The sequence below is a fragment of the Ralstonia sp. UBA689 genome, from assembly GCF_002298975.1.
In the GTDB taxonomy this organism is placed as follows: domain Bacteria; phylum Pseudomonadota; class Gammaproteobacteria; order Burkholderiales; family Burkholderiaceae; genus Ralstonia.
In genome coordinates this window covers 16672-41694 of sequence record NZ_DBMV01000047.1, presented here as the reverse complement: position 1 = coordinate 41694, position 25023 = coordinate 16672, and the positions used below count along the sequence as shown (strand labels likewise).

General features: G+C 65.2%; 27 protein-coding genes. 8 read left to right on the top strand and 19 right to left on the bottom strand.

Features of this window, described 5'->3' with window-relative positions:
• Positions 1-87 precede the first annotated feature (87 nt).
• A complete protein-coding gene (locus tag B4F51_RS24025; protein ID WP_296229342.1) occupies positions 88-411 on the bottom strand; it encodes a DUF3579 domain-containing protein in 324 nt (107 codons plus the stop codon).
• 368 nt (positions 412-779) lie between these two features.
• Between B4F51_RS24025 and argF the strand changes: the two genes are divergently transcribed.
• Positions 780-1706, top strand: a complete 927-nt coding sequence (gene argF / locus B4F51_RS24020) for an ornithine carbamoyltransferase (RefSeq protein ID WP_296229341.1) — start codon at positions 780-782, stop codon at positions 1704-1706.
• An 81-nt stretch (positions 1707-1787) separates the two neighbouring features.
• Here the strand turns inward: argF and argG are convergent, their stop codons facing one another.
• Both argG and B4F51_RS24010 read right to left on the bottom strand, forming a co-directional pair.
• On the bottom strand, positions 1788-3125 hold the full coding sequence (argG, locus tag B4F51_RS24015; RefSeq protein ID WP_296229340.1) for an argininosuccinate synthase: 1338 nt from the start codon (positions 3123-3125) through the stop codon (positions 1788-1790).
• 67 nt (positions 3126-3192) lie between these two features.
• Positions 3193-3510 (bottom strand): pyrimidine/purine nucleoside phosphorylase, encoded by a 318-nt coding sequence (locus B4F51_RS24010; RefSeq protein WP_296229339.1) that lies wholly within the window; start codon positions 3508-3510, stop codon positions 3193-3195.
• 107 nt (positions 3511-3617) lie between these two features.
• Between B4F51_RS24010 and B4F51_RS24005 the strand changes: the two genes are divergently transcribed.
• Positions 3618-4667, top strand: coding sequence for a patatin-like phospholipase family protein (locus tag B4F51_RS24005; RefSeq protein WP_296229337.1), 1050 nt, complete (start codon positions 3618-3620; stop codon positions 4665-4667).
• Here B4F51_RS24005 and murB read toward each other — a convergent pair.
• Positions 4664-5692, bottom strand: coding sequence for a UDP-N-acetylmuramate dehydrogenase (murB, locus tag B4F51_RS24000; protein WP_296229335.1), 1029 nt, complete (start codon positions 5690-5692; stop codon positions 4664-4666). The genes B4F51_RS24005 and murB overlap by 4 nt on opposite strands.
• 105 nt (positions 5693-5797) lie before the next feature.
• On the opposite strand from murB, the gene B4F51_RS23995 reads away from it, so the two are divergent.
• Positions 5798-6283 carry a YajQ family cyclic di-GMP-binding protein gene (locus tag B4F51_RS23995; protein WP_296229334.1) on the top strand — a complete coding sequence of 162 codons (486 nt, stop codon included), beginning with the start codon at positions 5798-5800 and terminating at the stop codon, positions 6281-6283.
• Between the two features lie 63 nt (positions 6284-6346).
• Here B4F51_RS23995 and B4F51_RS23990 read toward each other — a convergent pair whose 3' ends face one another.
• On the bottom strand, positions 6347-8731 hold the full coding sequence (locus B4F51_RS23990; RefSeq protein WP_296229333.1) for an acylase: 2385 nt from the start codon (positions 8729-8731) through the stop codon (positions 6347-6349).
• A gap of 179 nt (positions 8732-8910) precedes the next feature.
• Between B4F51_RS23990 and B4F51_RS23985 the strand changes: the two genes are divergently transcribed.
• Positions 8911-9927 (top strand): GlxA family transcriptional regulator, encoded by a 1017-nt coding sequence (locus B4F51_RS23985; RefSeq protein WP_296229332.1) that lies wholly within the window; start codon positions 8911-8913, stop codon positions 9925-9927.
• Here the strand turns inward: B4F51_RS23985 and plsY are convergent.
• The 7 genes from plsY to queG all read right to left on the bottom strand — a co-directional run bounded on the left by plsY (position 9924) and on the right by queG (position 15785).
• Complete coding sequence (gene plsY, locus B4F51_RS23980; RefSeq protein ID WP_296229331.1) at positions 9924-10550, bottom strand: glycerol-3-phosphate 1-O-acyltransferase PlsY; 627 nt, start codon at positions 10548-10550, stop codon at positions 9924-9926. The genes B4F51_RS23985 and plsY overlap by 4 nt on opposite strands.
• Positions 10551-10620: 70 nt before the next feature.
• On the bottom strand, positions 10621-11112 hold the full coding sequence (gene ybaK, locus B4F51_RS23975) for a Cys-tRNA(Pro) deacylase (RefSeq protein ID WP_296229330.1): 492 nt from the start codon (positions 11110-11112) through the stop codon (positions 10621-10623).
• Between the two features lie 22 nt (positions 11113-11134).
• A complete protein-coding gene (gene xerD, locus B4F51_RS23970) occupies positions 11135-12079 on the bottom strand; it encodes a site-specific tyrosine recombinase XerD (RefSeq protein ID WP_296229329.1) in 945 nt (314 codons plus the stop codon).
• Complete coding sequence (locus tag B4F51_RS23965) at positions 12076-12552, bottom strand: methylated-DNA--[protein]-cysteine S-methyltransferase (protein ID WP_296229327.1); 477 nt, start codon at positions 12550-12552, stop codon at positions 12076-12078. The genes xerD and B4F51_RS23965 overlap by 4 nt, the downstream gene beginning before the upstream one ends.
• A 62-nt stretch (positions 12553-12614) precedes the next feature.
• The gene (locus tag B4F51_RS23960) at positions 12615-13592 is read right to left on the bottom strand and encodes a tripartite tricarboxylate transporter substrate binding protein BugE (protein WP_296229325.1); all 978 of its coding nucleotides are present in this window, start codon (positions 13590-13592) and stop codon (positions 12615-12617) included.
• An 86-nt stretch (positions 13593-13678) separates the two neighbouring features.
• A complete protein-coding gene (locus B4F51_RS23955) occupies positions 13679-14353 on the bottom strand; it encodes a chalcone isomerase family protein (RefSeq protein ID WP_296229323.1) in 675 nt (224 codons plus the stop codon).
• Positions 14354-14603: 250 nt separating this feature from the next.
• On the bottom strand, positions 14604-15785 hold the full coding sequence (gene queG / locus B4F51_RS23950) for a tRNA epoxyqueuosine(34) reductase QueG (protein ID WP_296229322.1): 1182 nt from the start codon (positions 15783-15785) through the stop codon (positions 14604-14606).
• A 16-nt stretch (positions 15786-15801) separates the two neighbouring features.
• Here queG and tsaE point away from each other — a divergent pair, with 16 nt between their 5' ends.
• Genes tsaE through B4F51_RS23935 form a run of 3 tightly spaced genes read left to right on the top strand, consistent with a single transcriptional unit; the run spans position 15802 to position 18450 of the window.
• Complete coding sequence (tsaE, locus tag B4F51_RS23945; protein ID WP_296229405.1) at positions 15802-16368, top strand: tRNA (adenosine(37)-N6)-threonylcarbamoyltransferase complex ATPase subunit type 1 TsaE; 567 nt, start codon at positions 15802-15804, stop codon at positions 16366-16368.
• A gap of 4 nt (positions 16369-16372) precedes the next feature.
• The gene (locus B4F51_RS23940) at positions 16373-17911 is read left to right on the top strand and encodes an N-acetylmuramoyl-L-alanine amidase (RefSeq protein ID WP_296229321.1); all 1539 of its coding nucleotides are present in this window, start codon (positions 16373-16375) and stop codon (positions 17909-17911) included.
• Entirely contained in the window at positions 17911-18450 is a 540-nt protein-coding gene (locus B4F51_RS23935) for a GNAT family N-acetyltransferase (RefSeq protein ID WP_296229320.1), read from the top strand. Before B4F51_RS23940 ends, B4F51_RS23935 begins: the two co-directional genes overlap by 1 nt.
• Before the next feature lie 15 nt (positions 18451-18465).
• On the opposite strand, the gene B4F51_RS23930 is transcribed toward B4F51_RS23935, so the two are convergent.
• Positions 18466-19485 carry a bile acid:sodium symporter family protein gene (locus tag B4F51_RS23930; protein WP_296229319.1) on the bottom strand — a complete coding sequence of 340 codons (1020 nt, stop codon included), beginning with the start codon at positions 19483-19485 and terminating at the stop codon, positions 18466-18468.
• A gap of 108 nt (positions 19486-19593) precedes the next feature.
• On the opposite strand from B4F51_RS23930, the gene B4F51_RS23925 reads away from it, so the two are divergent.
• Positions 19594-20487 (top strand): LysR family transcriptional regulator, encoded by an 894-nt coding sequence (locus B4F51_RS23925; protein ID WP_296229316.1) that lies wholly within the window; start codon positions 19594-19596, stop codon positions 20485-20487.
• A 9-nt stretch (positions 20488-20496) separates the two neighbouring features.
• Here the strand turns inward: B4F51_RS23925 and B4F51_RS23920 are convergent, their stop codons facing one another.
• The 6 genes from B4F51_RS23920 to B4F51_RS23895 form a co-directional block, all read right to left on the bottom strand.
• Entirely contained in the window at positions 20497-21255 is a 759-nt protein-coding gene (locus B4F51_RS23920) for a 3-hydroxyacyl-CoA dehydrogenase (protein ID WP_296229315.1), read from the bottom strand.
• A gap of 171 nt (positions 21256-21426) precedes the next feature.
• Positions 21427-22095, bottom strand: a complete 669-nt coding sequence (gene adk / locus B4F51_RS23915) for an adenylate kinase (protein ID WP_296229313.1) — start codon at positions 22093-22095, stop codon at positions 21427-21429.
• A 334-nt stretch (positions 22096-22429) separates the two neighbouring features.
• The gene (kdsB, locus tag B4F51_RS23910; protein WP_296229311.1) at positions 22430-23236 is read right to left on the bottom strand and encodes a 3-deoxy-manno-octulosonate cytidylyltransferase; all 807 of its coding nucleotides are present in this window, start codon (positions 23234-23236) and stop codon (positions 22430-22432) included.
• 18 nt (positions 23237-23254) lie between these two features.
• A complete protein-coding gene (locus B4F51_RS23905; protein ID WP_296229310.1) occupies positions 23255-23443 on the bottom strand; it encodes a Trm112 family protein in 189 nt (62 codons plus the stop codon).
• 59 nt (positions 23444-23502) lie between these two features.
• Positions 23503-24552 carry a tetraacyldisaccharide 4'-kinase gene (gene lpxK, locus B4F51_RS23900; RefSeq protein ID WP_296229309.1) on the bottom strand — a complete coding sequence of 350 codons (1050 nt, stop codon included), beginning with the start codon at positions 24550-24552 and terminating at the stop codon, positions 23503-23505.
• Positions 24553-24581: 29 nt separating this feature from the next.
• Positions 24582-25013 (bottom strand): ExbD/TolR family protein, encoded by a 432-nt coding sequence (locus tag B4F51_RS23895; protein ID WP_296229308.1) that lies wholly within the window; start codon positions 25011-25013, stop codon positions 24582-24584.
• Positions 25014-25023: the final 10 nt, after the last annotated feature.

Genomic DNA, 25023 nt, shown 5'->3' with positions numbered 1-25023 from the left:
CGTGGCGGTCAACGTCACGCGCCGACGATAAAAAAGCCTGTCTTCGGACAGGCTTTTTGCTTTTGTGCGCTGCTTGCAGAGCCGGCTTCAGCTTTTCGTGGGTGTGCCGGCTTCCGGCAGGATGCAGGCTTCCACCAGTTGCAGGTTGTTGTCGTGCGCGAAGTTCAGCACGAAATCCAGTGCCTTGGGTTCGATCTCGCGCAGACGTTCGTCGACGAACACGCTCTTAATGCCCCCCGACATGACGGGGCGCACGTAAGGGGAGTAGGTGAAGCGGGGGTCGCCGGTATCGCCGGCGGGGCGGAACTGCGCCATCACTCCGCACAGCCGGTCGGCCCAGTCGCTCGGGCGGAAGGTTTTTCCGTCACGGGTGACGCCCTGGATAAAGAATTGGCGAGGGTTGGCTGCCATGGACTGCGTGGGGCTGTGGAGATTTGCAAACGACTTCGACCGCACGGGTGCCGCAACGTTCGAGTGGGGTGCACTTGTGGTGCTGCTGATGCGCTGGCCTGGTTGCGGGCTCGTGAACCCGTCGAATTGAATTCCGACGCTGGTTTGCGGGCGGTTGGAGCTTCCAGGACAGCCAGTATTATATCTTATATAAGACTTTCATCGGCCTTTCAGCGGCGTCTTTGTGCTAGCTCGGCCCGGCCGGTGCGAAACTCGCCAAACTGGCGGCGATCCCGTATGATGGGATGAATCTTCACCAGACAAGGCGGCTAGGGCGACGTGCCACGGGATTCCCCGGCGCGTCATCTGCGGGCCGCCTTCGTTGTTTTATGAACCCACCAAGCAAGATCAAGCACTACCTGCAGTTCAAGGACTTTTCGCTGGAAGAGTACGAATACCTGCTGGACCGTTCCGCGATCCTCAAGGCCAAGTTCAAGAACTACGAGACGTGGCATCCGCTGCACGACCGCACGCTGGCCATGATCTTCGAGAAGAATTCCACGCGTACGCGCCTGTCGTTCGAGGCTGGCATCCACCAGCTTGGCGGCCACGCGGTCTTCCTGAACACGCGCGACTCGCAGCTCGGTCGCGGCGAGCCGATCGAAGACGCGGCGCAGGTTATCTCCCGCATGACCGACATCATTATGATCCGCACCTTCGGGCAAGAGATCATCGAGCGCTTTGCCGCGCATTCGCGCGTGCCGGTCATCAACGGGCTGACCAACGAATACCATCCGTGCCAGGTGCTGGCCGACATCTTTACCTTCATCGAGCAGCGCGGCCCGATCAAGGGCAAGACCGTCACCTGGGTGGGCGACGCCAACAACATGGCGTACACCTGGATCCAGGCAGCCGAGATTCTCGGCTTCAACTTCCATTTCTCTGCGCCCAAAGGCTACCAGCTCGATCCGGCCATGGTGGCCGATTCCAGCCGTCCGTTCGTGCACGTGTTCGAAAGCCCGTTGGAGGCCTGTGAAGGCGCCCACCTGGTGACCACCGACGTGTGGACCAGCATGGGCTACGAAGCCGAGAACGAAGCCCGCAAGAAGGCCTTCGGCGACTGGATGGTGACCGAGGCAATGATGCAGCGCGCGCAGCCCGATGCGCTGTTCATGCACTGCCTGCCCGCGCATCGCGGCGAGGAAGTCGAAGCCGCCGTCATCGACGGTAGGCAGAGCGTGGTGTGGGACGAGGCCGAGAACCGCCTGCACGTGCAGAAGGCGCTGATGGAATACCTGCTCTGCGGCCGGTACTAAGCTGCGTCAACAACAAAGAAAAAGGCCGCTCCGATTCATGTCGGAGCGGCCTTTTTTGCCTTAAGGCTGCGAGGCAGCCGGTTACTTCTTGTCGCCGCCGAGCTGGGGCAGGGCGCTGCTGGTGCCCAGGGACAGCAGGCCAGCCTTGGAGTAGATGGCCAGCTTGTCGCGCGTGTCCATCAGGTCCAGATTGCGCATGGTCAGTTGGCCGATCCGATCGGCCGGGCTGAACGGTGCGTCTTCGACCTTTTCCATCGACAGGCGCTCGGGCGCGTAGGTCAGGTTGGGCGACTCAGTATTCAGGATCGAGTAGTCGTTGCCACGGCGCAGCTCCAGCGTCACGGTGCCGGTCACGGCACGGGCCACCCAGCGCTGGGCGGTTTCGCGCAGCATGATGGCCTGCGGGTCGAACCAGCGGCCCTGGTACAGCAAGCGGCCCAGGCGCAGGCCGTTGATGCGGTACTGCTCGATGGTGTCTTCGTTGTGGATGCCGGTGACCAGGCGCTCGTAGGCAATGTGCAGCAGCGCCATGCCCGGGGCTTCGTAGATGCCGCGGCTCTTGGCTTCGATGATGCGGTTTTCGATCTGGTCGCTCATGCCCAGACCATGGCGGCCGCCGATGCGGTTGAGCTCCAGGAACATTTCCACCGGGTCGGCAATTTCCTTGCCGTTGACGGCGACCGGCCGGCCTTCGTCGAAGGTGACCGAAACCTCTTCCGCCTTGACCTCGACATCCGGCTTCCAGAACGCCACGCCCATGATCGGGTTGACGATGCGGATGCCGCTGTTCAGGTGCTCCAGGTCCTTGGCCTCGTGGGTGGCGCCCAGCATGTTGGAGTCGGTCGAGTAGGCCTTTTCGGCGCTCATCTTGTAGCCGAAGCCTTCCTTGGTCATGAAGGCCGACATTTCGGCGCGGCCGCCCAGTTCGTCGATGAAGGTCTGGTCCAGCCAGGGCTTGTAGATCTTCAGCGCCGGGTTGGTCAGCAGGCCGTAGCGGTAGAAGCGCTCGATGTCGTTGCCCTTGAAGGTCGAACCGTCGCCCCAGATGTTGACGTCGTCTTCCTTCATGGCGGCTACCAGCATGGTGCCGGTTACGGCGCGGCCCAGCGGCGTGGTGTTGAAGTAGGTGATGCCGCCGGTGGAGATATGGAAGGCGCCGGCCTGGATGGCGGCAATGCCTTCGTTGGCCAGTTGGGGGCGGCAGTCAATCAGGCGGGCCTTCTCTGCACCATATTCCATGGCCTTGCGCGGGATGGCATCGTAGTCTTCCTCGTCGGGCTGGCCGAGATTTGCGGTATAGGCATAGGGCAAGGCGCCCTTGTTCTTCATCCAGCGCAGGGCCGCGCTGGTATCCAGGCCGCCGGAGAAGGCGATGCCGACCTTCTGGCCGACGGGAACGTGTTGCAGGATGGTTTCCATGGTGTGTCTCTTCAAATAGTCGCGCCAGCGGCTAAACAGTCTTTCGGTGCTTGGATCCTGAACAGGTTCAGGCGTAGTGGCAGATGTAGTGGTACGCCTCGGTCACGCGAATGTCGAACTTCGAGTTCGCGGGAATCTGGAAGCTTTCGCCGAGGCCGGAGGACTTCCACTCGTCGGTGCCGTCGAGCTTGTATTCGCAGGAACCGCCCACGCATTCCATGATTTCGGCGGCGGCGGTGCCGAAGGTCAGTGTGGCAGGCAGCACTACGCCGACGGACTTCTTGGTGCCGTCGGGCAGCGTAAAGCTGTGGCTGACGCACTTTCCGTCAAAGTACACATTGGCCTTGGTGGTGAGGCGGACGCCGTCGATGGTTTCGGTGGTCATGGAAGGAAGAAGGGAACGCGAAAGTCGTAGTCTAGGGTCAAACCCGCCATTTTAGGGCATGATCCGACCAGCGCCACGGGGGCGCACGCTTCCAGGGGAGGGAAGTCATGCAGAAGCCACATGGCAAGCACATTAACCTCGCGCTGCAGGGTGGCGGTGCCCACGGGGCGTTCACGTGGGGTGTGCTTGACGCGCTACTCGAAGATGGGCGACTGTCGTTCGAGGGCATCACTGGCACGAGCGCCGGTTCGATGAACGCGGTAGTGACGCTGGACGGGCTGCTCGAAGGCGGCCCCGAGCGTGCGCGTGAAAAACTGCATGCATTCTGGCTGGCGGTGTCCACCGCCGGCTCGCCGCTCTCTGCTTTGGGCGAGAACGCACAGGCACTGTTCTCGGGCAAGCCACTGTTTCCCGATAGCTGGCCCCTGGCCGACTGGATGCGCCAATGGGACAACTGGATCAGCGCCACCTCACAGGGCACGCACTACAACCCGCTGCGCGATCTGCTCGCCAACCACGTCGATTTCGACCGCCTGCGCGCCTGCCCCAACACCAAGCTCTTCCTGGCCGCCACCGACGTCAACACCGGCAACGTGCGCGTGTTCAACACGCCCGAGATCGACGCCGAAGTTGTGCTGGCCTCCGCCTGCCTGCCATACCTGTATCCGGCCATCGAGATCCACCAACGCCACTATTGGGACGGCGGCTACATGGGCAACCCGGTGCTGTTCCCGTTCTTTTACGAGACGAAGACGCAGGACATCCTGCTCGTGCACGTGAACCCGATCGTGCGCAAGGAGGTGCCTGACCAGCCGCACGAGGTGATGGAACGCCTGAACGAGATCACCTTCAACGCGTCATTGCTGCGCGAGATGCGCGCCATCGCGTTTGTACAGAAGCTCATTGCCGAGGATTGGCTCAAGCCCGAATACCGAGACCGGCTCAAATACATCTACCTGCACGCCATCCGCGCTGACAAGCCGCTGGGCGATCTCTCCTCGTCGACCAAGCTGGTGACGGACTGGAGCTTCCTGACCATGCTCAAGGAGCGTGGCCGACACGAAGGCAAGGCGTGGCTGCGCAAGCATTTCGACGATGTGGGCAAGCAGGGCACTGTCGATATCCAGCAGGAATACCTGCGCGGCGAGGCGATTTAGATCACCACGGGTTCCGGCTCGATGCGCACGCCAAAGTGTGCATAGACCGTATCCTGAATCTCACGCGCCAGCGTCATCAACTGCACGGCGCTGCCACCACCACGGTGCACCAGCACCAGCGCCTGCTTTTCATACACGCCCACCGCGCCGCTCTGCCGGCCCTTGAAGCCGCATTGGTCAATCAGCCAGCCGGCGGCGAGCTTGACCATGCCATCCGGCTGCACATAACCGACCAGGTTCGGGAAGCGTTCAACCAGCGCATCGCGCGTGGCGGCATCGACGATGGGGTTCTTGAAGAAGCTGCCCGCATTGCCGATCTCGGCCGGGTCGGGCAGCTTGCGGCGGCGGATGGTGACCACCGCGTCGAAGATGTTTTTTGCAGTCGGTGCAGTGATGCCTTGCGCCGCCAGCTCGCGCGCCAGTTCTGCGTAGTGCGTGTCGGGCTGCCAGTCGACGGGCAGGGCAAAGGTGACCTCGGTGAGGATGTAGCGATCGGCGCCCGCCCGCTTGAAGAGGCTGTCGCGGTAGCCGAAGGCGCAGTCGGCGGCGTCCAGCGTGACGAACTCGCCGGCGTGGCGGTCGTAGGCGCGCAGGGAGTGGAAGCGGTCTTTGATCTCGACGCCATATGCGCCGATGTTCTGGATGGGCGCGGCGCCCACGGTGCCGGGAATCAGCGCGAGGTTTTCCAGCCCAGGCAAGCCATTGGCGACGGTGTACGAAACCAGGCCGTGCCACGATTCGCCGCCGCCGGCGGTGACGGTGTGCACGGCACGCCCATCGAGCATCGCTTGGGCGGTAACGATGCCTGGAATCTCCATCAGCAGCACCAAGCCATCGAAATCGCGCGTGAGCACGACGTTGCTGCCACCGCCGAGCACCAGCACTGGCAGGTCCTGCACGCGCGGATCGGCCAGCGCGGCAGGGATGTCTTCGGGTGTGCGCACGTGTGCGGCGTAGCGGGCGGTGGCCTCAAAACGGAACGTGTTGTGCCGGCCTAGGGGATAATGCGTGTCGAGCAACGCCATGGCGCAGGTGAAGCTGGAAAAGCCTGAATTATAAGAGCCATGGCGCGGGCGGGCCGAGTGGTTGCCGCCGCAGGAACCCGAATTCAAGTCTGCAAGGAGAATACGATGCCGTCGTTTGACGTGGTATGCGAAGCCAACATGGTGGAGCTGAAGAACGCCGTGGAACAGGCCAACAAGGAAATTTCGACGCGATTCGACTTCAAGGGCTCGGATGCCCGCGTCGAGCAGAAGGAGCAGGAGTTGACGCTGTTTGCCGATGACGATTTCAAGATTGGCCAGGTCAACGATGTGCTGGTGAACAAGCTCGCCAAGCGCAACGTCGACGTGCGCTTCCTGGACTACCAGGACAAGCAGAAGATCGGCGGCGACAAGATGAAGCAGGTCGTCAAGATCAAGAAGGGCGTGTCGGGCGATCTGGCCAAGAAGATCGTCAAGCAGATCAAGGACAGCAAGATCAAGGTCCAGTCCAGCATCCAGGGCGACGCCGTGCGCGTGACCGGCGCCAAGCGCGATGACCTGCAAAGCGTGATCGCCATGCTACGCAAGGACGTGACCGACACGCCGCTGGATTTCAACAACTTCCGCGACTAAGCCGATCGCGTCACCAGGCAAAACGCCCCGCACAAGCGGGGCGTTTGCATTTGAGTGTGGTGATTACTGCGACAGCCTGGTCACCTTCAGTGCCGGATCGCCGGCAATGGCGGCTTCCGAGAACGGCAGCCGGTTCCAGCGCTTGGCCGAGAACTCGCGCATCTGGTCGAACGCGTGCGGCGAGGCGGGGTCGGTCGATTCACCGTAGGTGAGGATGGCGTCAGCCACCGGACCCTGATCGTCGAAGGTCACAGTCTGGATGTAGCTGGTGCCGAAGTACACCTGCAGACCCTTCGGTCCGATCGGCGTGCTTTGCAGCTTGTTGAGCACGCCTTCGTACTCCTCGCCGCCTTGCAGCGGGATGAGGCCGTTGGGCGAGCGTAACGCCTGCACCGTGCCCAGCGGCGCATCCAGCGCAAAGCCGGCCGTGCGCACCGCGTTCACCGCATCCTTGAGCGCCTTGAATACCGCCGTGCGGACCGCTGCATCGTTCATGCGCAGGTCGCGCGGCGTGTAGATCGGGTCAGTCGGGTTGAAGTCCACGGCGTAGATGTGCGGGATATCTTTGGCGCGCATCCAGAACTCGCGAAACAGGTGTGCGGCGCGGGCGTCGGCGTTGCTGGTGCGATTCCATTGCGAGAGCGCGGCGCAACCGTCACGCGCATCGGCGTCGAGGTTGGGCGTCGCTTTGCACGCTGCCAGCAGATCGTCGCGCACGAGGTGTCCGGCGAGGTTGGCATCGCGGAAGATCATCGCCTGCAGGTTCGGCGGGTTGACGCGGTTGCCGGGCAGGCCATCGGTGCCGTTCAGGCGGCGGCCGATCTCGATCAGGCCGATGCGCGTGCGCAGGCGCTGCGGCACGTCGATCGAGCCCATCACCGGTGAGAAGCCGGTCAGCTTCTGCGCAGGGTTGGTCAGCCACGAGCTGTCGTTGCTGTTGGCGACGAAGTCGTCACGCTCCAGCACCGGCATGCGCGCAGGCGCCACCAGCCCAGGCACCGGCGAGGCCGGATCGACCTGCCAGTTGCACGTGCTGCGCGAACCGTCGAGCAGCACCAGCCCCACACCCTTGAAGAGCTTGTCGGCCAGGGGCGACGGGGCGCAGCGCTTGAGCGTCTCGGCAGAAACGTCCGGCGTGGTGGACACATCCGCAAACAGCGCGCGGCCGTTGCGGTCGGTCGCAATCGTGTTGACCCAGGGGATGCCGAGGTTGCCGATCGCCTGGCGGATGTCCGCCACGTCCTTGGCTTGCGCAATGTGCAGCCACGTGTCGATCGAGCGCGTGTTGTTGCGGTTGGCGTCGCGCAGCGTGTAGGCCTTCTGCGTGGTCCACGGCATGCCGCCGGCAGGCATCGACAGCACGGGGCCGTAGAGGGTGTCGTAGAAGGTGTGCGTGCGGCGCTCGATGCGGCCGTCCGGCAGCTTCACGTCGAAGGCCACGGTGCGCGTGGTCATCTTGTGCGGCGTGCCGTCGATCAGGTAAGTGGTCGGGTCGCCCTCGGCCAGTTTCAACTCGAACAGCGTGAAGCGGCGGCCGGTGGAGACGGTGTGCGTCCACGCCACGTCCTTGTTGAAGCCGATGCTGACCACTGGGAAGGCCGCGATCGACGCGCCCATCACGTCCAGCTTGCCGGGCACGGTCAGGTGGACTTGGTAGAAGCGGTTGGTGGTCGTCCACGGAAAGTGCGGATTGCCGAGCAGCACGCCGCGGCCGTTGTCGGTGGCGGCCTTGCCGAAGGCCCAGCCGTTGGAGCCGATGGGCATGTCGCGCAGTTGCAGTTCGCGGTCGAGTGCTGCCGTATCAATGGCGTGCGGCGGGATCGCTGAACTCGACACCGGGGCACCGCCCGGCGGCTGCGCGGCGACGATGCTCGCGAGCATGGCGCCCGCGCTGGCCTGGATGGCCTTCTCTTCGCCCATGCGCATCATGTCGGCCAGCGTGAGCGGGCGCACCCAGGCGGCGTTGCGGCAGGCGGCCGGATAGTTGGCCGGCAGCGTGTCCTTCAGATAGCGGTTGTAGCCCGCCATGTAGCCGCGCAGCAGCTCACGCGCCTCGGGCGACATCTGTGCATAGCCGGCACGCAGGCCGGCCTCGTCGAAGGCGCCCTTGAAGAAGGCGTCCGACTGCGAATTCGGGATCGGCTTGAACGACACGGTCACGGTGCCTTCCGGCCCGAAGGTCTTCGAGCGCTCGCCGTTGACGGTGACGACTTGATCGGCCAGCAGGCAGACGTTGTCCTGCGCGTAGGCATAGGCCATGCCAAAGCCGAGGCTGGCGTAATCATTGGCGCGGATGTGCGGAATGCCGAAGGCGGTGCGGCGGATTTCGGCCGAGAGGCCGGTGTCCGACGGCGTAGCCCAGCCCCCGTCGGCGGTGCTTGCGCAGCCGGCCAGCGCCGCAAGCGCGGCCACAGCAAGCGTGCTGCGCAGTGCGAATCCCTGCGTCATGCGATGTCTCCTGGTATCGGTGTTGTTTTAGGTGGCGGCGCTTGCGTCTGTGCCTGCGCCAGCACCGACGCATCGTCAATCGGACGGGTCTGATCTGAAAGAGGTATTCCCGCCAGAGTTGGTGTCAATATCGCCATCAAAATGGCTGCCTGTGCCCGCTTTTTCCTATACTCTGCGGCATGCCGACCATCGACCTGCTGACCTTTCCCGACGCCGGTTTTTCCACGCTGGCAACCGCTGCCGACACGCTTGGTGTGGCCAATGCGCTGGCCTCCATGCAGGCCGGCAAGCGGGCTGATGCCGCCAGTGCACCGGTATTCGGCTGGCGGCTTGTCGCCAGCGATCCGGCACGCTGGCGGGCCACCGCCCAGACGCTGGCCTGCCGCTGCGATCCGTTACCCGACGACGATGCGCAGCTCGGTGACGCGCTGATCGTTCCGCCCCTGCATTTCGACCACATCAGCACCATGGAGCAGCATCTGGCCCTGCTGGAGCTGGAGCGCGCCACCATCCGCCGGTATCTGGAAGCGGGGCGGCTGGTGGCGTCGTCTTTTACTGGCGTGGCGATGCTGGCCGACGTGCTGCCACCCGGCCAGCGGTTGACGGTCACGTGGCTCATCGCCGGCTGGGTGCAGGGCAATTTCCCCCGCTTGAAAGTGGTGCCGGGGCAGGCCATCGTCAGCAGCGGCAACGTGATCACCGCGCGGGCGATGGAGCATGGCGTAGCACTGGCGCACCGCGTGGTCAGCCGGCTGGCCGATGCGCGACTCGCGCGCACGCTGGCCAACACGGTGCTCGACCACCCGTCGCGCGGCGAGGCCATTGGCATCTGGCTGCGCAGCAAGCCGGCCATCCGCGACAGCGTGGTGCTGCGCGCGCGGCGCTATCTGCAGCAGCATCTGCACGAGCCATTCGATCTGGGAAAGCTGGCCGCCGCCGCTTCGACCAGCGAGCGGACGTTGCTGCGGCATTTCACGAAGACGGTGGGAACATCGCCGCTGCAACTGCTGCACCGGCTGCGCGTGGAGCGCGCGTGTCACCTGCTGGAAGTCAGCACGCTGAGCCTGACGGCGATTGCTGAGCAGTGCGGCTATCAGGATATGTCCGCCTTCCGGCGGCTGATCCGGCGGCACACGGGGCGGCCGCCGGGAGAACATCGGCGCGCGCATTCGGTGCGTGCCGAGCTGCGGAATTAGGTGGCTTTCTTCTTCTCGCCGATGCGGCTTTCCTTGCCGGCCAGCAGCTTGGCGATATTGGCGCGATGCCGCGCAATCAGCAGCACGGCCATCAGCGCAACGGCACCGGCAATCCAGTCGAAGCTATTGTTCATCAGCACGTAGAAGAACGGCGCGAACACCGCCGACACCAGCGCCGCCAACGACGAATAGCGGAAGAACCAGGCGATGATGATCCACGTCGCCAGCGTTGCCAGGCCGAGCCATACGTTGATCGCCAGCAGAATGCCCGCCGCCGTGGCCACACCCTTGCCGCCGGCAAAGCGGTGGAACACCGGATACAGGTGGCCGAGGAACACGGCGATGACCACCAGCGCGATGCCGCTCTCCTCCACGCCAAAGCGCGGCGCCAGCAGTAGCGCCAGCCACACCGCCAGCCAACCCTTGGCTGCGTCGCCCAGCAGCGTGAGGATCGCCGCCTTCTTGTTGCCCGAGCGCAGCACGTTGGTGGCGCCTGGGTTGCCCGAGCCGTAGGTGCGCGGATCAGCCAGGCCCATGGCGCGGCTGACCACCACGGCAAAGGAGACTGAGCCGATCAGGTAGGCGGCCACGGCAAAAACGACGGTTGCGACGACAGAGGACATGAGGAATCGGTGAATTCAGGCTGCGGGATTGTAGCGTGGCGCGTAGGGTGCCTCAGCCGCCGTGTGCGTTTCAATCGGGGTTTGCACAGTTGACCGGCTGCGCATTCAGCACCGTGGTCAGCACGCTGGGCGCCAAGCTCACCAGAAAGCCGCGCCGCCCGCCGTTGATGTAGATGCGCTCCAGTTCCAGCACCGAGGCCTCGACGTATACCGGCATCGCTTTACGCACGCCAAAAGGTGAGGTGCCGCCGACCAGGTAGCCGCTGTGCCGCTGCGCCACGTCGGGTTTGCACGGCTGCACGCTCTTGCGGCCAGTCTGGCGCGCGAGGTTCTTGGTGGAGACCGAGCAATCGCCGTGCATCAGCACGATCAGCGGCTTGGCATGCTCGTCTTCCATCACCAGCGTTTTGACGACGTGGTGTTCGTCCACGCCAAGCTGGCGGGACGATTCCGTCGTGCCGCCGTGGTCGACGTAGTCGTAGGAGTGTTCGGTATAGGCGACGCCATGCGCCTTGAGGAACTGCGTGGCGGGCGTCTCGGAAACGTGTTTGGACTTGCTCATGCGGGGCAGGGGGGAACGATTACTATCCGCGCGGATGGTGCTGCGCATGCAGCGTGCGCAGCCGCTCGCGCGCGACGTGGGTATAGATCTGCGTGGTGGAGATATCCGCGTGGCCGAGCAGCATCTGCACCACGCGCAGGTCGGCGCCGTGGTTGAGCAGGTGCGTGGCGAACGCATGCCGCAACGTGTGCGGTGACAGCGGCGCGTGGATGTCGGCGCGCAGTGCATAGCGCTTGATGAGGTGCCAGAACGTCTGGCGCGTCATGCCATCGCCGCGCGCGGTGACGAACAGCGCATCGGCGGTGCGCTCGCCCAGCAGCGCGGTGCGGCCCGTTTGACGATCCTGGAGATAGCGCCGCAGCCAGTCGCCGGCCTCAGCGCCGAACGGTACCAGCCGGTCCTTGCCGCCCTTGCCGCCGATCACGCGCACCACGCCCTCGTTCAAGCCGACTTCCACTGTCTTCAGCGCGACGATTTCCGACACGCGCAGGCCGCTTGCATACATCAGTTCGATCATGGCGCGGTCGCGCAGGCCGAGCGGCGTGTCGACGTCCGGCGCGCCGATGAGCGCCTCGACCTGCGTCTCCGACAACGTCTTGGGAAAGCGCGGCGGTTGCTTGGCGGTCGGCAGCAGGCGCGACGGATCGGTGCTGACCACGTGCTCGCGCAAGGCCCATTGGAAGAAGCGCTTGAATACGGTGCGGCGCCGGTTGGCGGAAGATGCGCGGCTCTCGGCATGGCGCGCGGCAAAGTAGTCGGCCAGGTCGCCGTCTTCCGTTTCGGCAATGGATTTGCTGCGCTCGGCCAACCAGTGCGCGTAGAGCGTGAGGTCGCGCCGGTACGCATCGAGTGTATTGCGGGCGAGGCCATCTTCGAGCCAGAGCGCGTCGCAGAAGCGCTGGATGGCGTCCGCGCTGCGCGGGGGCAGGGCGGGAGCTTCTACTGTCTTCAGTGCGGCTTTGCTCATATCAGCATCACGCCTTCGTGGCGCAGCAGCCAGTGCTTGATGTTCAGCAGGTATCCATCGACGTGGTGCGAGAACCCGCCGATGCCGGAGGCCGACACCACGCGGTGGCACGGGATGAGGATCGGAAACCAGTTGTCGCCGCACGCCTGGCCAACGGCGCGCGGCACGCTGCCGATCTGCTTGGCGATGGCGCCGTAGGTGATGACGCTGCCGCACGGCACCGCACAGATGGCATCCCACACGCGGCGCTGGAAATCTGTGCCAGCCGGAGCGAGCGGGATGTCGAAGCCAGCCTCCGGGTTGTCGTAATAAGCGTCGAGCTGGCGCGCGAGGTTGCGGATCAATGCGTTCTTGGCGTCGACGGCGGGCGTGCTGTCCGGCAGGTAGGCGAGCTCCCGTAGGGCGCCATCGGCCACGCGCACCCCCAGCTTGCCGAAGGGCGCTTCCAGAACGGCATCGAAGGGGGATGGCATGACAGGGGCCGGTGTGGAAAAACGATCCTGCGAATCTAGCACAGGCCCCGGGGATTGACGGACTACTGATCGAGCTTGATGTTCTGCTGCTTGACCAGCGCGCGCATCTTGTCGAATTCGCGCTTGATCTCGGCCGAGTATTGCTGCGGCGTGTTGCCGATCGGCTCGGCGCCCGCACCGCGGAAGCGGGCGATCAGGCCCGGGTCCTTTAGTGCCTGCACCGATGCCTCGTTGAGCTTGCGGATGATGTCGTCCGGCGTGCCGGCCGGCGCGACGAGGCCGTACCACGCCGGGTCATTCGCATCCTTCAGGCCCATCTCGGCAAAGGTGGGCACGTCGGGCAGGCTGTCGATGCGTTTGTCCCACGCCACCACGATCGGGCGCAGCTTGCCGCCCTTGATGAACTGCATCGACGACGGCAGGTTGTCGACCATGATCGGCACCTGGTTGGCCAGCACGTCGTTCAATGCCGGGCCCGCGCCGCGATACGGCACGTGCACCATCTGCGTCTTGGTCAGCACCTTGAATTCTTCGCCCAGCATGTGGCCGATCCCGCAGGTGCCCGAGGTGGCAAACGAATACTTGCCCGGGTTGGCCGTCAGCACGGCCACGAATTCCTTGTAGTTCTTGGCTGGGAAGGTCGGGTTGACGGCAATCACGTTGGCCACCGTGGCCAGGTTGGTGATCGGCTTGAAATCCTTGAGCGGGTCGTACGAGAGCTTCGGGTTGCAGGCCGGGTTCACCGCGTGCGTGGAGACGGTGGCAATGCCGATGGTGTAGCCGTCCGGTGCCGCTTTGGCGATGACGTCCGCGCCGATCGAACCGCCGCCGCCACCCTTGTTCTCCACCACCACGGGCTGGCCGAGCACCTTGGCGAGCTGATCGGCCACGCCTCGCCCGACGATGTCGGTCGTGCCGCCGGGCGGGAACGGAATCACCAGCCGCAGAGGCTTGGTCGGATACATTTCCGCCAGCGCCGACGAGCACATCAGCGCCGCGGCGGTGGCGATCAACAGGGCAGTCAGGCGTCTTTGGGGCATCGTCTCCTCCTGTGTCTTTCTTCTGTGGAAAGACTGCAGAATCGCATGGCCAGCCGGCGTGCCTGGAGGGCCTGGAAAGCGGATCGTCAGGTTCCGAGCAGCCCGTTTTTCAGGTCACGGTCGACCGGGTTATTGCCGATGAAGATGCTCAGCACGGCCTGGTAGAAATCCTCGCCGAGGATGGGCTTGCCGCGCGCCACGCCGTTGACGCTGATGATGGTGCCTGCCTCGGGCATGTAGTCAAAGTTGATGGTGTCGCCGCGCCGCGTGGCGCCGATCTGGCGCATGGCGTCTTCGAGTTGCGTCAGGCGGTCGGATAGCCTTTGCACTTGGATCTCGGTCTGGTTGCGGTGGATGCCGTCGTTCAGCGCGTGGATGAAGGTGTCGGCACCGACGTCGCGCAGCGGGTGGATCTGCAGCCGCTTCGGCCCCTTCATCCCCAGGATGACCGCCGCATTCTTGGCCCGCTCCGGCAGATACAGCCCGGCCACGTAGCCCTTGATGACGAACACCGAGCGCAGCCCCGTGCCGTTGAGCGGCAACTCGCGGCCGGCCAGGCGCGCAGCCTCGTCGAAGTGCACGCCCTCGATGTCCACCGTGGCCCACGCCGGCAGCACACAGGCGGCGAGCAGTGCGGCGCCCAGCATGCTGTGGCGCCATGCGCGCCGAATGACGGACAAGCGGGCCGACGAGCGTGCGGATAAGCGGGCACGCACTTTGAGACGCAGCGCGCGGCGTACGTCAACAAGAGCGGAGAACATCGAAATGAGCGGTTTTTGATAAGCCCTCATTCTCGCGATATTCGATTGACAAACAATTGGTATCTGCCCTGATGCGCAAGCGTTTGCGTTTCAAGCGGAATAAGGCTCTGCTTCGATCTGTGTTAACTACACATTCGTCTATCTGTGATAGGCGGCAATTGTCTTGTTTTTAAAACAAAGGCTGTTCACGCTTGCAAAGCGGAATTAAATCGGCAACACGATTCACTTTCGGCAAGAGCTGAGCAAGCGCTTACACCGACTGCGCCAGCGCCCACGCTACGTGTTCGCGCACGAGTTCGGAGGGGGTATCCACGCGCGCGCGCAATGCAGCTTGCAGTTGCGCGCGCGAGGCTTCCGGCAACGGCCCGCGCAGTGCATTGCCCAGCGCCACTGCGATGTTGCGCAGCCAGCGCTCGTGGCCGATGCGCCGGATCGGGCTGCCCTCCAGCCGCTGGTTGAACTCCGCTTCCGTCCAGCGGAACAACTCGACCAGCGTGGCCGCGTCCAGCCCGTTGCGCACGTCGAAGTCGGGCAGACTGGCCGGCACCGCAAACTTGTTCCATGGGCAGACGAGCTGGCAATCGTCGCAGCCGTACACGTGGTTACCCATTGCCTCGCGCAGTTCGACCGGGATGCTGCCCTTGTGCTCGATGGTCAGGTAAGAGATGCAGCGTCGCGCATCTACCACGTACGGGGCGACGATGGCCTGGGTCGGGCACACGTCGATGCAGCGCGTGCAGTTGCCGCAGCGCGCCTCGATGGGCGGGTCGACCGGCAGCGGCAGGTCGATCAGGATTTCGCCGAGGAAGAACATCGAGCCGGCGTCGCGATCCAGCAGCAGCGTGTGTTTGCCGCGCCAGCCGAGGCCGCCGTTGCTGGCCAGCGCCACCTCCAGCACCGGCGCCGAATCAGTGAACACGCGAAAGCCATAAGGCCCGACGGCTGCCGCAATCTTCTCGGCGAGTTTCTGCAGGCGCTGGCGCAGCACCTTGTGGTAATCGCGGCCGCGCGCATAGAGCGAGATGGCGGCGTCTTCGGGGCGGCGCAGGCGGTCCCACTCGATGGAGCGCCAGTCGGCGTCAGAGGGGAGGGCAGCCGCTTCCGTTTCGCTGCGCTGCTCGTGCCCATGTGGCAGATACGGCATGCGCGCGACGATGGCGCGTACCGTTCCGGCAACAAGTTCGGCAGGGCGGGCGCGGAGCATGCCATGGTTCGCCATATAATCCATGTCACCGTGAAACCCCTGCGCAAGCCACGTCTGGAGCCCTTCTTCAGCGTGCGACAGGTCGATATCGGCGATGCGGATGGCATCGAAGCCGAGCTCGGCGCCCCAGGAACGAATCTGTGCGACAAGCGCAGTCATGCCGGCCTCGGCGGCAGGCAGGCGCGCATCGAGGTTCGTTTCGAGCGATGACGTGGGGGTGGCGGACATGCCCAAATTGTACGCAATGCCCACCGTGCTCCCTGCCGATACACACCCTGGCCTGACCCCGCCGCTTGCCGAGCGCTCCATGCCGCTCGCAGATGAGGCGGCCACCTCGGCCCTTGGCGCGGCGCTCGCGCAGGCCGTGCTGGCACTCGGTCCACGGCCCGTGCAGGTGCAGCTCTCAGGCGATCTGGGCGCGGGCAAGACCACGCTCTCGCGCGCCATCCTGCGCGGCCTGGGGCATACCGGGCGTGTGCGCAGTCCCACCTATACGCTGGTCGAGCCTTACGACGTGGCGGGAACCTCCGGCACGCAGAAGGTCTATCACTTCGACCTGTACCGCTTTGCTGACCCGGAGGAGTGGACCGACGCGGGCTTTCGCGATTGCTTTGCCGAGCCCGCGCTGTGCTTGGTCGAATGGCCCGAGAAGGCACAGGCGCTGCTCGGCACGCCCGATTTACATATCGCTTTGGCGGTCGACGTTGTGCATGAAACCTACGATGACGGCGTTGAACACGCACCGCGCGTAGCGCGCCTCACCGCACGCACGCAGACCGGCCTCCAACTTCTCCAGTCGTTGCAACCCTAGCCCCATGCTGATCAAGCATCTGCCGACCGATCAACCGGATGATCCCACCCTGCCGAGCCACGCCCGCAGGCAATGGCTCGCGCGCATGGCGAAGGCCGGCGCGGGCACCGTCATCCTGAGCCTGGCCGGTCCGCAGATAGCGCGCGGCGCCAACATCGTGGCGGTGCGCGTGTGGCCGGCGGAGGACTACACGCGCGTGACCATCGAATCCGATGTTGCGCTCAGGGCCACGCACCAGCTCATCTCGGATCCGGACCGCCTGATGGTCGACATCGACGGCCTGGACCTGAGCCCGACGCTGCGCGAGCTGGTGGCCAAGATCACGCCGAACGATCCGTACATCCGCCAGGTGCGCGTGGGCCAGAACCGGCCGAGCGTCGTGCGCCTGGTGTTTGACCTGAAGGAAAGCGTCAACCCGCAGGTCTTCACACTGCTGCCGATTGCCGGTTACCGCAACCGGCTCGTCTTCGACCTGTATCCGACCAACCCGCCCGACCCGCTGATGCAGCTCGTGCAGGCCACCGAAGGCAAGCAGCAGCGCTTTGCCGCCTCGGGCGGCACGCCGATGTCATCGCTGGCTGACGACGACCCCATCGCTGCACTGGCCCGCCGCAACAACGGCAACGGCCCCACCAAGCCGGCGACGCCGTCGGCGGACGATTCCCGCCCGACATTGGCTAATCGCACGCCGCCGCACAAGACGCCACCGGCTGCACAGGCGAATCCGCCGTCGACGCTGGCCAATGTGCCCCCGCCGTCGTCCATCTCGCCACCGCTGGACTTCGAACCCGAGCAGCTGGTGCCCCGCGCGCCGGGCGGTGGTCCGCGTATGCGTCGTCTGCTGACGGTCGCCATCGATCCCGGCCACGGCGGCGAAGACCCGGGCGCCACGGGCGGCGCTGGCACGCACGAGAAAGACGTGGTGCTGTCGATTGCCCGCATGCTCAAAGCCAAGATCGACGCGCAGCCCAGCATGCGCGCCATGATGACGCGCGACGCCGATTACTTTGTCCCGCTGGGCGTGCGCGTGCAGAAGGCGCGCCGCGTGCAGGCCGACCTGTTCGTTTCCATTCACGCCGATGCGTTTCTGTCGCCGGAGGCGCGCGGGGCGTCGGTGTTCGTCCTCTCCGATCGCGGGGCCTCCAGCGCACAGGCCAAGTGGCTCGCCAACAAGGAGAACGCCTCCGACATGATTGGCGGGGCCAATCTGGGCTCGAAGGACGCCCAGGTCACGCGCGTGCTGCTGGATTTGTCGACCACCGCGCAGATCACCGACAGCATGAAGGTCGGTCGCGCCGTGCTGGATCAGATCGGCGGCATCAACCGGCTGCACAAGGGGCAGGTGGAGCAGGCCGGGTTTGCTGTACTCAAGGCGCCGGACATTCCGTCGATCCTGGTCGAGACGGCCTTCATCTCCAACCCGGAAGAAGAGGCCAAGCTCAACGATCTGGGCCACCAGAACCAGTTGGCCGATGCGATTCTGCGTGGCATCCGCGCGTATTTTGCGAAGAACCCGCCGCTGTCGCGTAACCCGGGCGTCTGATGGCGACGCTCGTGCTACGCGAGGGTGGCGCGGCGGACGCTGGCACCATCGCCGACATCCACGCGCGAAGCTGGCAGAGCGCGTATCGCGGGCTCGGCGTCCTGTCCGATGTGTATCTCGATGACGCGGCGCCGGCTGACATGCAAGCCAAGTGGCACCATCGCATGACTACGCCGGCGGCCGGGCAGCATGTCTGGTGCGCCGATCTCGATGGCCAGACCGTCGGCTTCCTCTGCGCGCTGCGTGAAGATGGCACGCCCTGGGGCGCGCTCGTCGATAACCTCCATCTACTGGCTGCCTCGCGCGGCCATGGCGTCGGCAAGCGCCTGATGGGCGAGGCCGCCCGCTGGGCCGCAGCCCAAGGTGTCATGCAACTGCATCTGCTGGTGTACGAGGCGAACACTGCCGCGATCGGCTTCTACGAAGCCCTGGGCGGTGTGCCGGTCAGCCGAAGCTGGCTGGAGACAGCCGATGGCGGGCACGCATGGGTGCTTACCTACCATTGGCCGGAGTTGGCGGGGCTGATGGCCCTGCGCTGATCTGATCAGGCTTGGTCAGGCCGGACGGCGGGCCGGTGCGCCGGCGCCGGCCTCCGCGTGCGCGACGCGGTCCGCATACTTGCGTGCCAGCGCCGAGCACACGATCAACTGCAACTGATGATAGATCATGGTTGGCAGCACGATCAGGCCTAGTGCCGGGTTGCCGGCAAACAGGATCTTTGCCATCGGTATGCCGTTGGCCAGGCTCTTCTTCGAGCCACAGAACACCGCGGTAATCTCGTCGGTCAGGCCAAAGCCCGCGCGCCGCGAGAGCCATGTTGTCGTGCCCAGCACTACGAACAGCAGCGCGCCGCTCATGATGGACACGGCCACGATGGTCTCCCACGGATACTTCGACCACACGCCCGCGTGCGTCGAATCGGCAAACGAGTTGAACACGATCAGCAGGATCACTACGCGGTCCACCTTACTGATGATCGCCTTGTACTTGTTGATGAGGCTGCCGATGGCCGGTCGCAGCAATTGACCGAGCACGAACGGCAGCAGCAACTGCTCGGCCACGCCCAGCAGCGCCTTGCCCACCGACAGTTCCGCCCCCGACGCCTGGATCACGAAACTCATCAGCAGCGGCGTGGCAATCATGCCGATCAGCCCCGAGATGGTGGCGTTGAAGATGGCGGCCGGCACATTGCCCTTGGCCATCGCAGTCATCGCCACGGAAGACGACACGGTGGACGGCAGTGCGCATAGGTAGAACACGCCCAGCAGCAACTCGGCCGGAATGAACGGCTTGCATGCAAACAGGATCACCGCGCCGATCAGCGGGAACAGGATGAAGGTGCAACTCTGCACGAACAGGTGCAAACGCCAGTTGCGCGCACCCTCGACAATTTTCTCGCGCGAGAGCGCTGCGCCGTGCAGAAAGAACACCAGCGACACACCAATGATGGTGACAACGTCCAGATGCAGCGGGCCATCGCTGGCACCCAGCGACGGGAAGAGCAGGGCCAGCGCAACCATCACCAGCATGGCGCGGATGAACCCATCAATACGAGACAACAGCGGAATCTTCATGTGCGTGCGCAGTCACGGCGCGGGTGGGATGCAGGAATAGGCGTTATTGCACGACATCCCCGTCTAGAATACAAATGCATTGATCGAATCAATTCATACGGTGCCAGCATGAATGTCACCCTGCGTCAGTTGCGCGTCTTCCTGGCTGTGGCGCGCGCGCACAGCTTCAGTCGCGCGGGCGACACGATCGGCCTCACGCAGCCCGCTGTCAGCCGATCAATTTCGGAGCTGGAAGGCGAGTTGGGTTTAAAGCTGCTCGACCGCACCACGCGCGAAGTCGTGCTGACCGAAGTCGGGCGGTCATTGGCCACCGCGCTCGACCGCCTGATTGCCGATCTGGATGACACGCTGCACCAGGCACGCCAGGTGGGCGAGCAGCGGCGCGGGCGCGTGGTGGTGGCATCGAGCCCCACGGTGTCGACCCGGTTGATGCCCGTCTATGTGGCCGAATGCGCGGCGCGTTATCCCGACATCCGCTTGATCGTGCGCGACTCGGTGCAGGTCGACACGCTGCAGCTCATTCGCACGGGCGGGGCGGATTTTGGCGTGGTGGTGGAGCCGCTCGATACCGAAGGCCTGTGGACGGAGCCTTTGCTGACCGATCCGTTCTGCCTGGTCTGCCGCCGCGACCACCCGTTCGCCCAGCGCAGCAGCGTGCGCTGGAAAGACCTGCACCGCACGCCGGTCGTGTTGCTCGACCATGCCTCGGGCAGTCGCCCGCTGATCGACCGCATCTTTCTGCGCCACGGCGTGCAGCCGGATGTGGCGCAGGAGATGGGTCACAGCAGCGCCGTGTTCGGCATGGTGGAGGCGGGCATCGGCGCGGGCGTGGTGCCGGCGCTGTCGTTGCCGCTGCCGTCGTCGTCGCAGTTGGTGTCGGTGTCGCTCACACCGAAAGAGACGCGCGGCATCGTGCTGGCGCGCCGGCATGACCGATCGCTTTCGCCGGCGGCCGAGGCGGCGTGGCAGATGATTCGCCGCATGGCGCTGCCGGCCGCCTGATCGCGTTGCTTACTTCGGCTGCATGCGGATGGCACCATCCAGGCGGATGGTCTCGCCATTGAGCATCGGATTCTCGATGATTGCGCGCGCAAGCTGTGCATACTCCGCCGGCTTACCCAGGCGCGGCGGGAACGGCACCATTTTGCCTAGTGCATCCTGCACTTCCTGCGGCATGCCCAGCAGCATCGGCGTTTCGAAGATGCCCGGCGCAATCGTCATCACGCGGATGCCGTCGCGCGACAGGTCACGCGCAATCGCCAGCGTCATTGCCACCACGCCGCCCTTGGACGCCGCATAAGCGGCCTGCCCGATCTGCCCATCGAACGCCGCCACCGAGGCTGTGTTGATGATCACGCCGCGCTCGCCGCCGGCATTGGGCGTGTTGCCCGCCATGGCCGTCGCGGCCAGGCGGATCATGTTGAACGTGCCGACCAGGTTGACGTTGATCACGCGCGCAAACTGGTCCAGCGGATGCGGCCCCGTCTTGCCCACCGTGCGCGAGGCCGTGGCGATACCGGCGCAATTCACCAGCCCACGCAGCGTGCCTAGCGATGCGGCGGCTTCCACTACTGCCTGCCCATCGGTTTCCGATGCGACATCGCAGCGCACGAAGCGCCCGCCCAACTCCTGCGCCAGCGACGTGCCCGCTGCTTCGTTCAGGTCTGCAATCACCACTTTGCCGCCAGCTTCCGCCAACGCGCGCGCAGTGCCGGCGCCCAGCCCCGACGCGCCGCCGGTGACGATGAATACCTGGTCGCGAATCTCCATGCCGTGTCTCCTTGTGTAGTCTGCGAGTTACTTGACGTTTACGTCAACGTCATATGGTATCGCGAAGCGGTCGGCCTTCGGCAAATTCGCGTGTAGTGATTCACGCAAAAAAAACGGCGCCTCATGTTTGAGGCGCCGTTTTTCCAGGCAGTCCGTACGGAACGGCGCGTGTCAGCCTTGCAACGCTCCGAACACGCGCGCGGTGATCTCGTTCACGTCACCGACGCCGACGATCTTGCGGTACTTCGGCGGCGCTACCTTGGCTGCTCCGTTGCCGTTGGCCGCCCAGCCCGAGTAGTAGTCCACCAGCGGGCGCGTCTGGCTTTCATACACGTCCAGGCGCTTGCGCACGGTTTCTTCCTTGTCGTCGTCACGCTGAATCAGCGGCTCGCCGGTTTCGTCGTCCACGCCTGCGGTCTTGGGCGGGTTGTACTTGACGTGATACGTGCGGCCCGAGGCCACGTGCACGCGGCGGCCGCTCATGCGCTCGATGATGGCGTCGAACGGTACGTCGATTTCCAGCACGTAGTCGATCGGCACGCCGGCGTCCTTCATGGCTTCGGCTTGCGGGATGGTGCGCGGGAAACCATCGAACAGGTAGCCGTTCTTGCAGTCGGGCTGCTGCAGGCGGTCTTTCACCAGGCCGATGATGATGTCGTCCGACACCAGGCCGCCGGCGTCCATCACCTTCTTGGCTTCGACGCCCAGCGGCGTGCCGGCCTTGACGGCTGCGCGCAGCATGTCGCCGGTGGAGATCTGCGGAATACCGAACTTTTCGCAGATGAATTTGGCTTGCGTACCTTTGCCGGCGCCGGGCGCGCCCAACAGAATCAACCGCATGGTGACGAGTTCCTCAAGTTTTGAATGCTTGTCGCGTTACTGGTGACGGTAAGCGCGTTGGGAATCGGTCCGAGTGGGGCGGATTCCCAATACGCCTGATATGCCTGGGCGACGCAAACAGGCAGCCTAGCTGGCGAAGTTGACGCCAGCCTTACCGGGACACTCAGTGGAACGGGCGCCGGCCGGACGGCGGCACCCATGGCTCGATTTGTCTCCCTGCTGCCGCTGCCTTGCCTAGCGTGGGCGCTGGCATGCGGCTTGTCGTCCGCACGATTATGCCATGGCGGCGGCGGGGTTTCGGAGTGGCGGCCGCAAAGTTCCGAGAATTCCGTGCTCAGGGGCCGTCCTGAGACAGGAGTTCGGTCCAGGCCGCGCGCACGCGGGCGAGGTCTTCCGGCGTGTCGACGCCGGCGGCGGGGGCATCGTCGGTAGTGAGCACGGCAATGCGCTCGCCGTGCCACATGGCGCGCAACTGTTCGAGCTGCTCCGTTTGCTCAAGCGGCGCGGCGGCCAGTTGCGGGAAGCGGCGCAGGAAGCCTGCGCGATAGGCGTAGATGCCGATATGGCGCAGCACCGGCATGGCGGGCAGCGGGCGTTCGGCGGCGGGTAGCGCGAGTACGGCCGGCGTCCAGGTGTCGCGCGCCCAGGGCAGCGGGGCGCGCGAGAAGAGCAGCGCACGATCTGCAGCGTCCAGCACGACCTTCACCACGTTCGGGTTGAACACGTCGGCGGCGTCGTGGATCGGGTGGGCCGCGGTGGCGATGGCGCAGTCCGGGTGGTCACGCAGGTGGGCGGCCACGTTGTCGATCAGCGTGGGGGGGATCAGCGGTTCGTCGCCTTGCACGTTGACGACGATGGCGTCATCGGGCAACGCGAGCACGGTGGCCACTTCAGCCAGGCGGTCGGTGCCCGAGGCATGGTCGGCGCGGGTGAGCACGGCTTCCACGTGGTGCTGCATGCAGGCGTCGGCCACCGATGCGGCATCGGTGGCCACCACCACACGCGCAGCGGACGACTGATGCGCGCGCTCGGCCACGCGCACCACCATCGGCTTGCCGTCGATGTCGGCCAGCGGCTTGTTAGGCAACCGCGTGGAAGCCAACCGCGCGGGGATGACGGCGATGAACGGCGCGTGCGACATGATCGGGCGGCCTATGCGTCAAGCCGGATCGACCGGCGTGCCTTCCACGGTCTGGCGAGCCTCGTCGACCAGCATGACGGGAATGCCGTCGCGGATCGGGTAGGCCAGCTTGTCGACGTGGCAGATCAGTTCGTTGTGGGCGCGGTCGTGTTGCAGCGTGCCCTTGCACAGCGGGCAGACGAGGATTTCCAGCAGGCGATTGTCCATGGCGGTAGAGGCTCCGGGGCGGCCACTCACAGGGTCGGGTGGGCAGAGGGGGCAGAACGTTATTGTGCGCTCGCCCGAGACGTTGCGCGATCGGCCAGGGCGCGCACGCGCTGGCAGACCTGCTCGACCAGCGCCGGGTCGACCACCGGCGTGGTCGGCACGACCCAGATGCGCGGGTCGTCGAGATGGCCGCATTTTACGGCATCCTTTTCGGTGATCAGGATCGCCTCGGCGTGGCTCTCGGCAAATGGGTTGCTGGCAAAGTCGTAGTGATCGGGCAGCGGCAGGGTGCCGGGTTTGAGGCCCGCGGCGCGCAGCGAGGCGAAGAAGCGCTCGGGGTTGCCGATGCCGGCGGCGGCCAGCAGCTGCTCGCCCTCGATGCGTGCGAACTGGGCCAGCGGGTGACGCAGCGCCGGGTCGGCCAGGTTGTAGGCGTCCAGCAGTTCCAGCCGCATGCCGTAGATGTTCGGGCGGTCGGGCATGGCGCGGTAGTTCGGATCGTTGATGAGCGTGGCGTCGCGCTGGCGGGTCATTGGTTCGCGCAGGGGGCCGGCAGGCAGCAGGAAGCCGTTGCCGCCCATGCGCGTGTCGAATACGACGATCTCGATGTCGCGGCGCAGACGGTAATGCTGCAACCCGTCGTCGCAGACGATCACGTTGCAGCCCGGATGCGAGGCCAGTAGCGTTTGCGCGCACAGCACGCGGTCGGGGAAGACCCACACGGGCAGGCCGGTCGCGCGGGCGATCAGCAGCGGCTCGTCGCCGACGTCCTCAGCGCGGGAGTGTTCGCGCACGGGGCGCGGGTGCCTGAGTTGCACGCCATAGCCGCGCGAGACGATGCCCGGGCGCAAGCCAGCTTCGGCCAGTGCCGAGGCCAGCGCAATCACGGCCGGTGTCTTGCCGGCACCGCCCACCGTGACGTTGCCGACCACCACCACCGGCATCGGCAGCCGCACCGAGCGCAGCCAGCCCCAGCGGAACAGCAGCCGGCGCAGCCCGCTCACCGCCCCAAACAGCCACGACAGCGGCCACAGCATCCACGCGAACCAGCCACGCTGCTGCCATTGGCGGGTGACGAAGCTGGCGAGGCGGTGCTGGGCGACAGGCATGCGGTCGGGGCGGCTGGTTTACGGGCGGGTCAGTGGGCGACGTTGCCGGTTTGCGTGGCGAAGGTCAGGTGCGACAGGCCGGCCACGCGGGCAGCTTCCATCACATTGACCACCGCCTGGTGCGCGGCCTGCGCATCGGCGTTGACGATCACGATGGGCTCACGGCCGCCGGCATTGCCCGAGGCATTGCGCAGCGCATCGGCGAGGCTGGTGACGTCGCGCGTGTCGAGCACTTGCTTGTCCACGGAGTAGACGCCGTTGGCGGTGACGGACACGACGATCTGGCCGGGGCGCTCTGTCGCCTTCTCGGCGTCGGCGGTCGGCAGGTTGACCTTCAGTTCGGTATAGCGGGAATACGTGGTCGTGATCATCAAAAAGATGAGGATCACGAGCAGCACGTCGATCAGCGGGATCAGGTTGATCTCCGGCTCTTCGCGGGCGTGGCGCGGGCGGAAGCGCATGGCGTGTTCC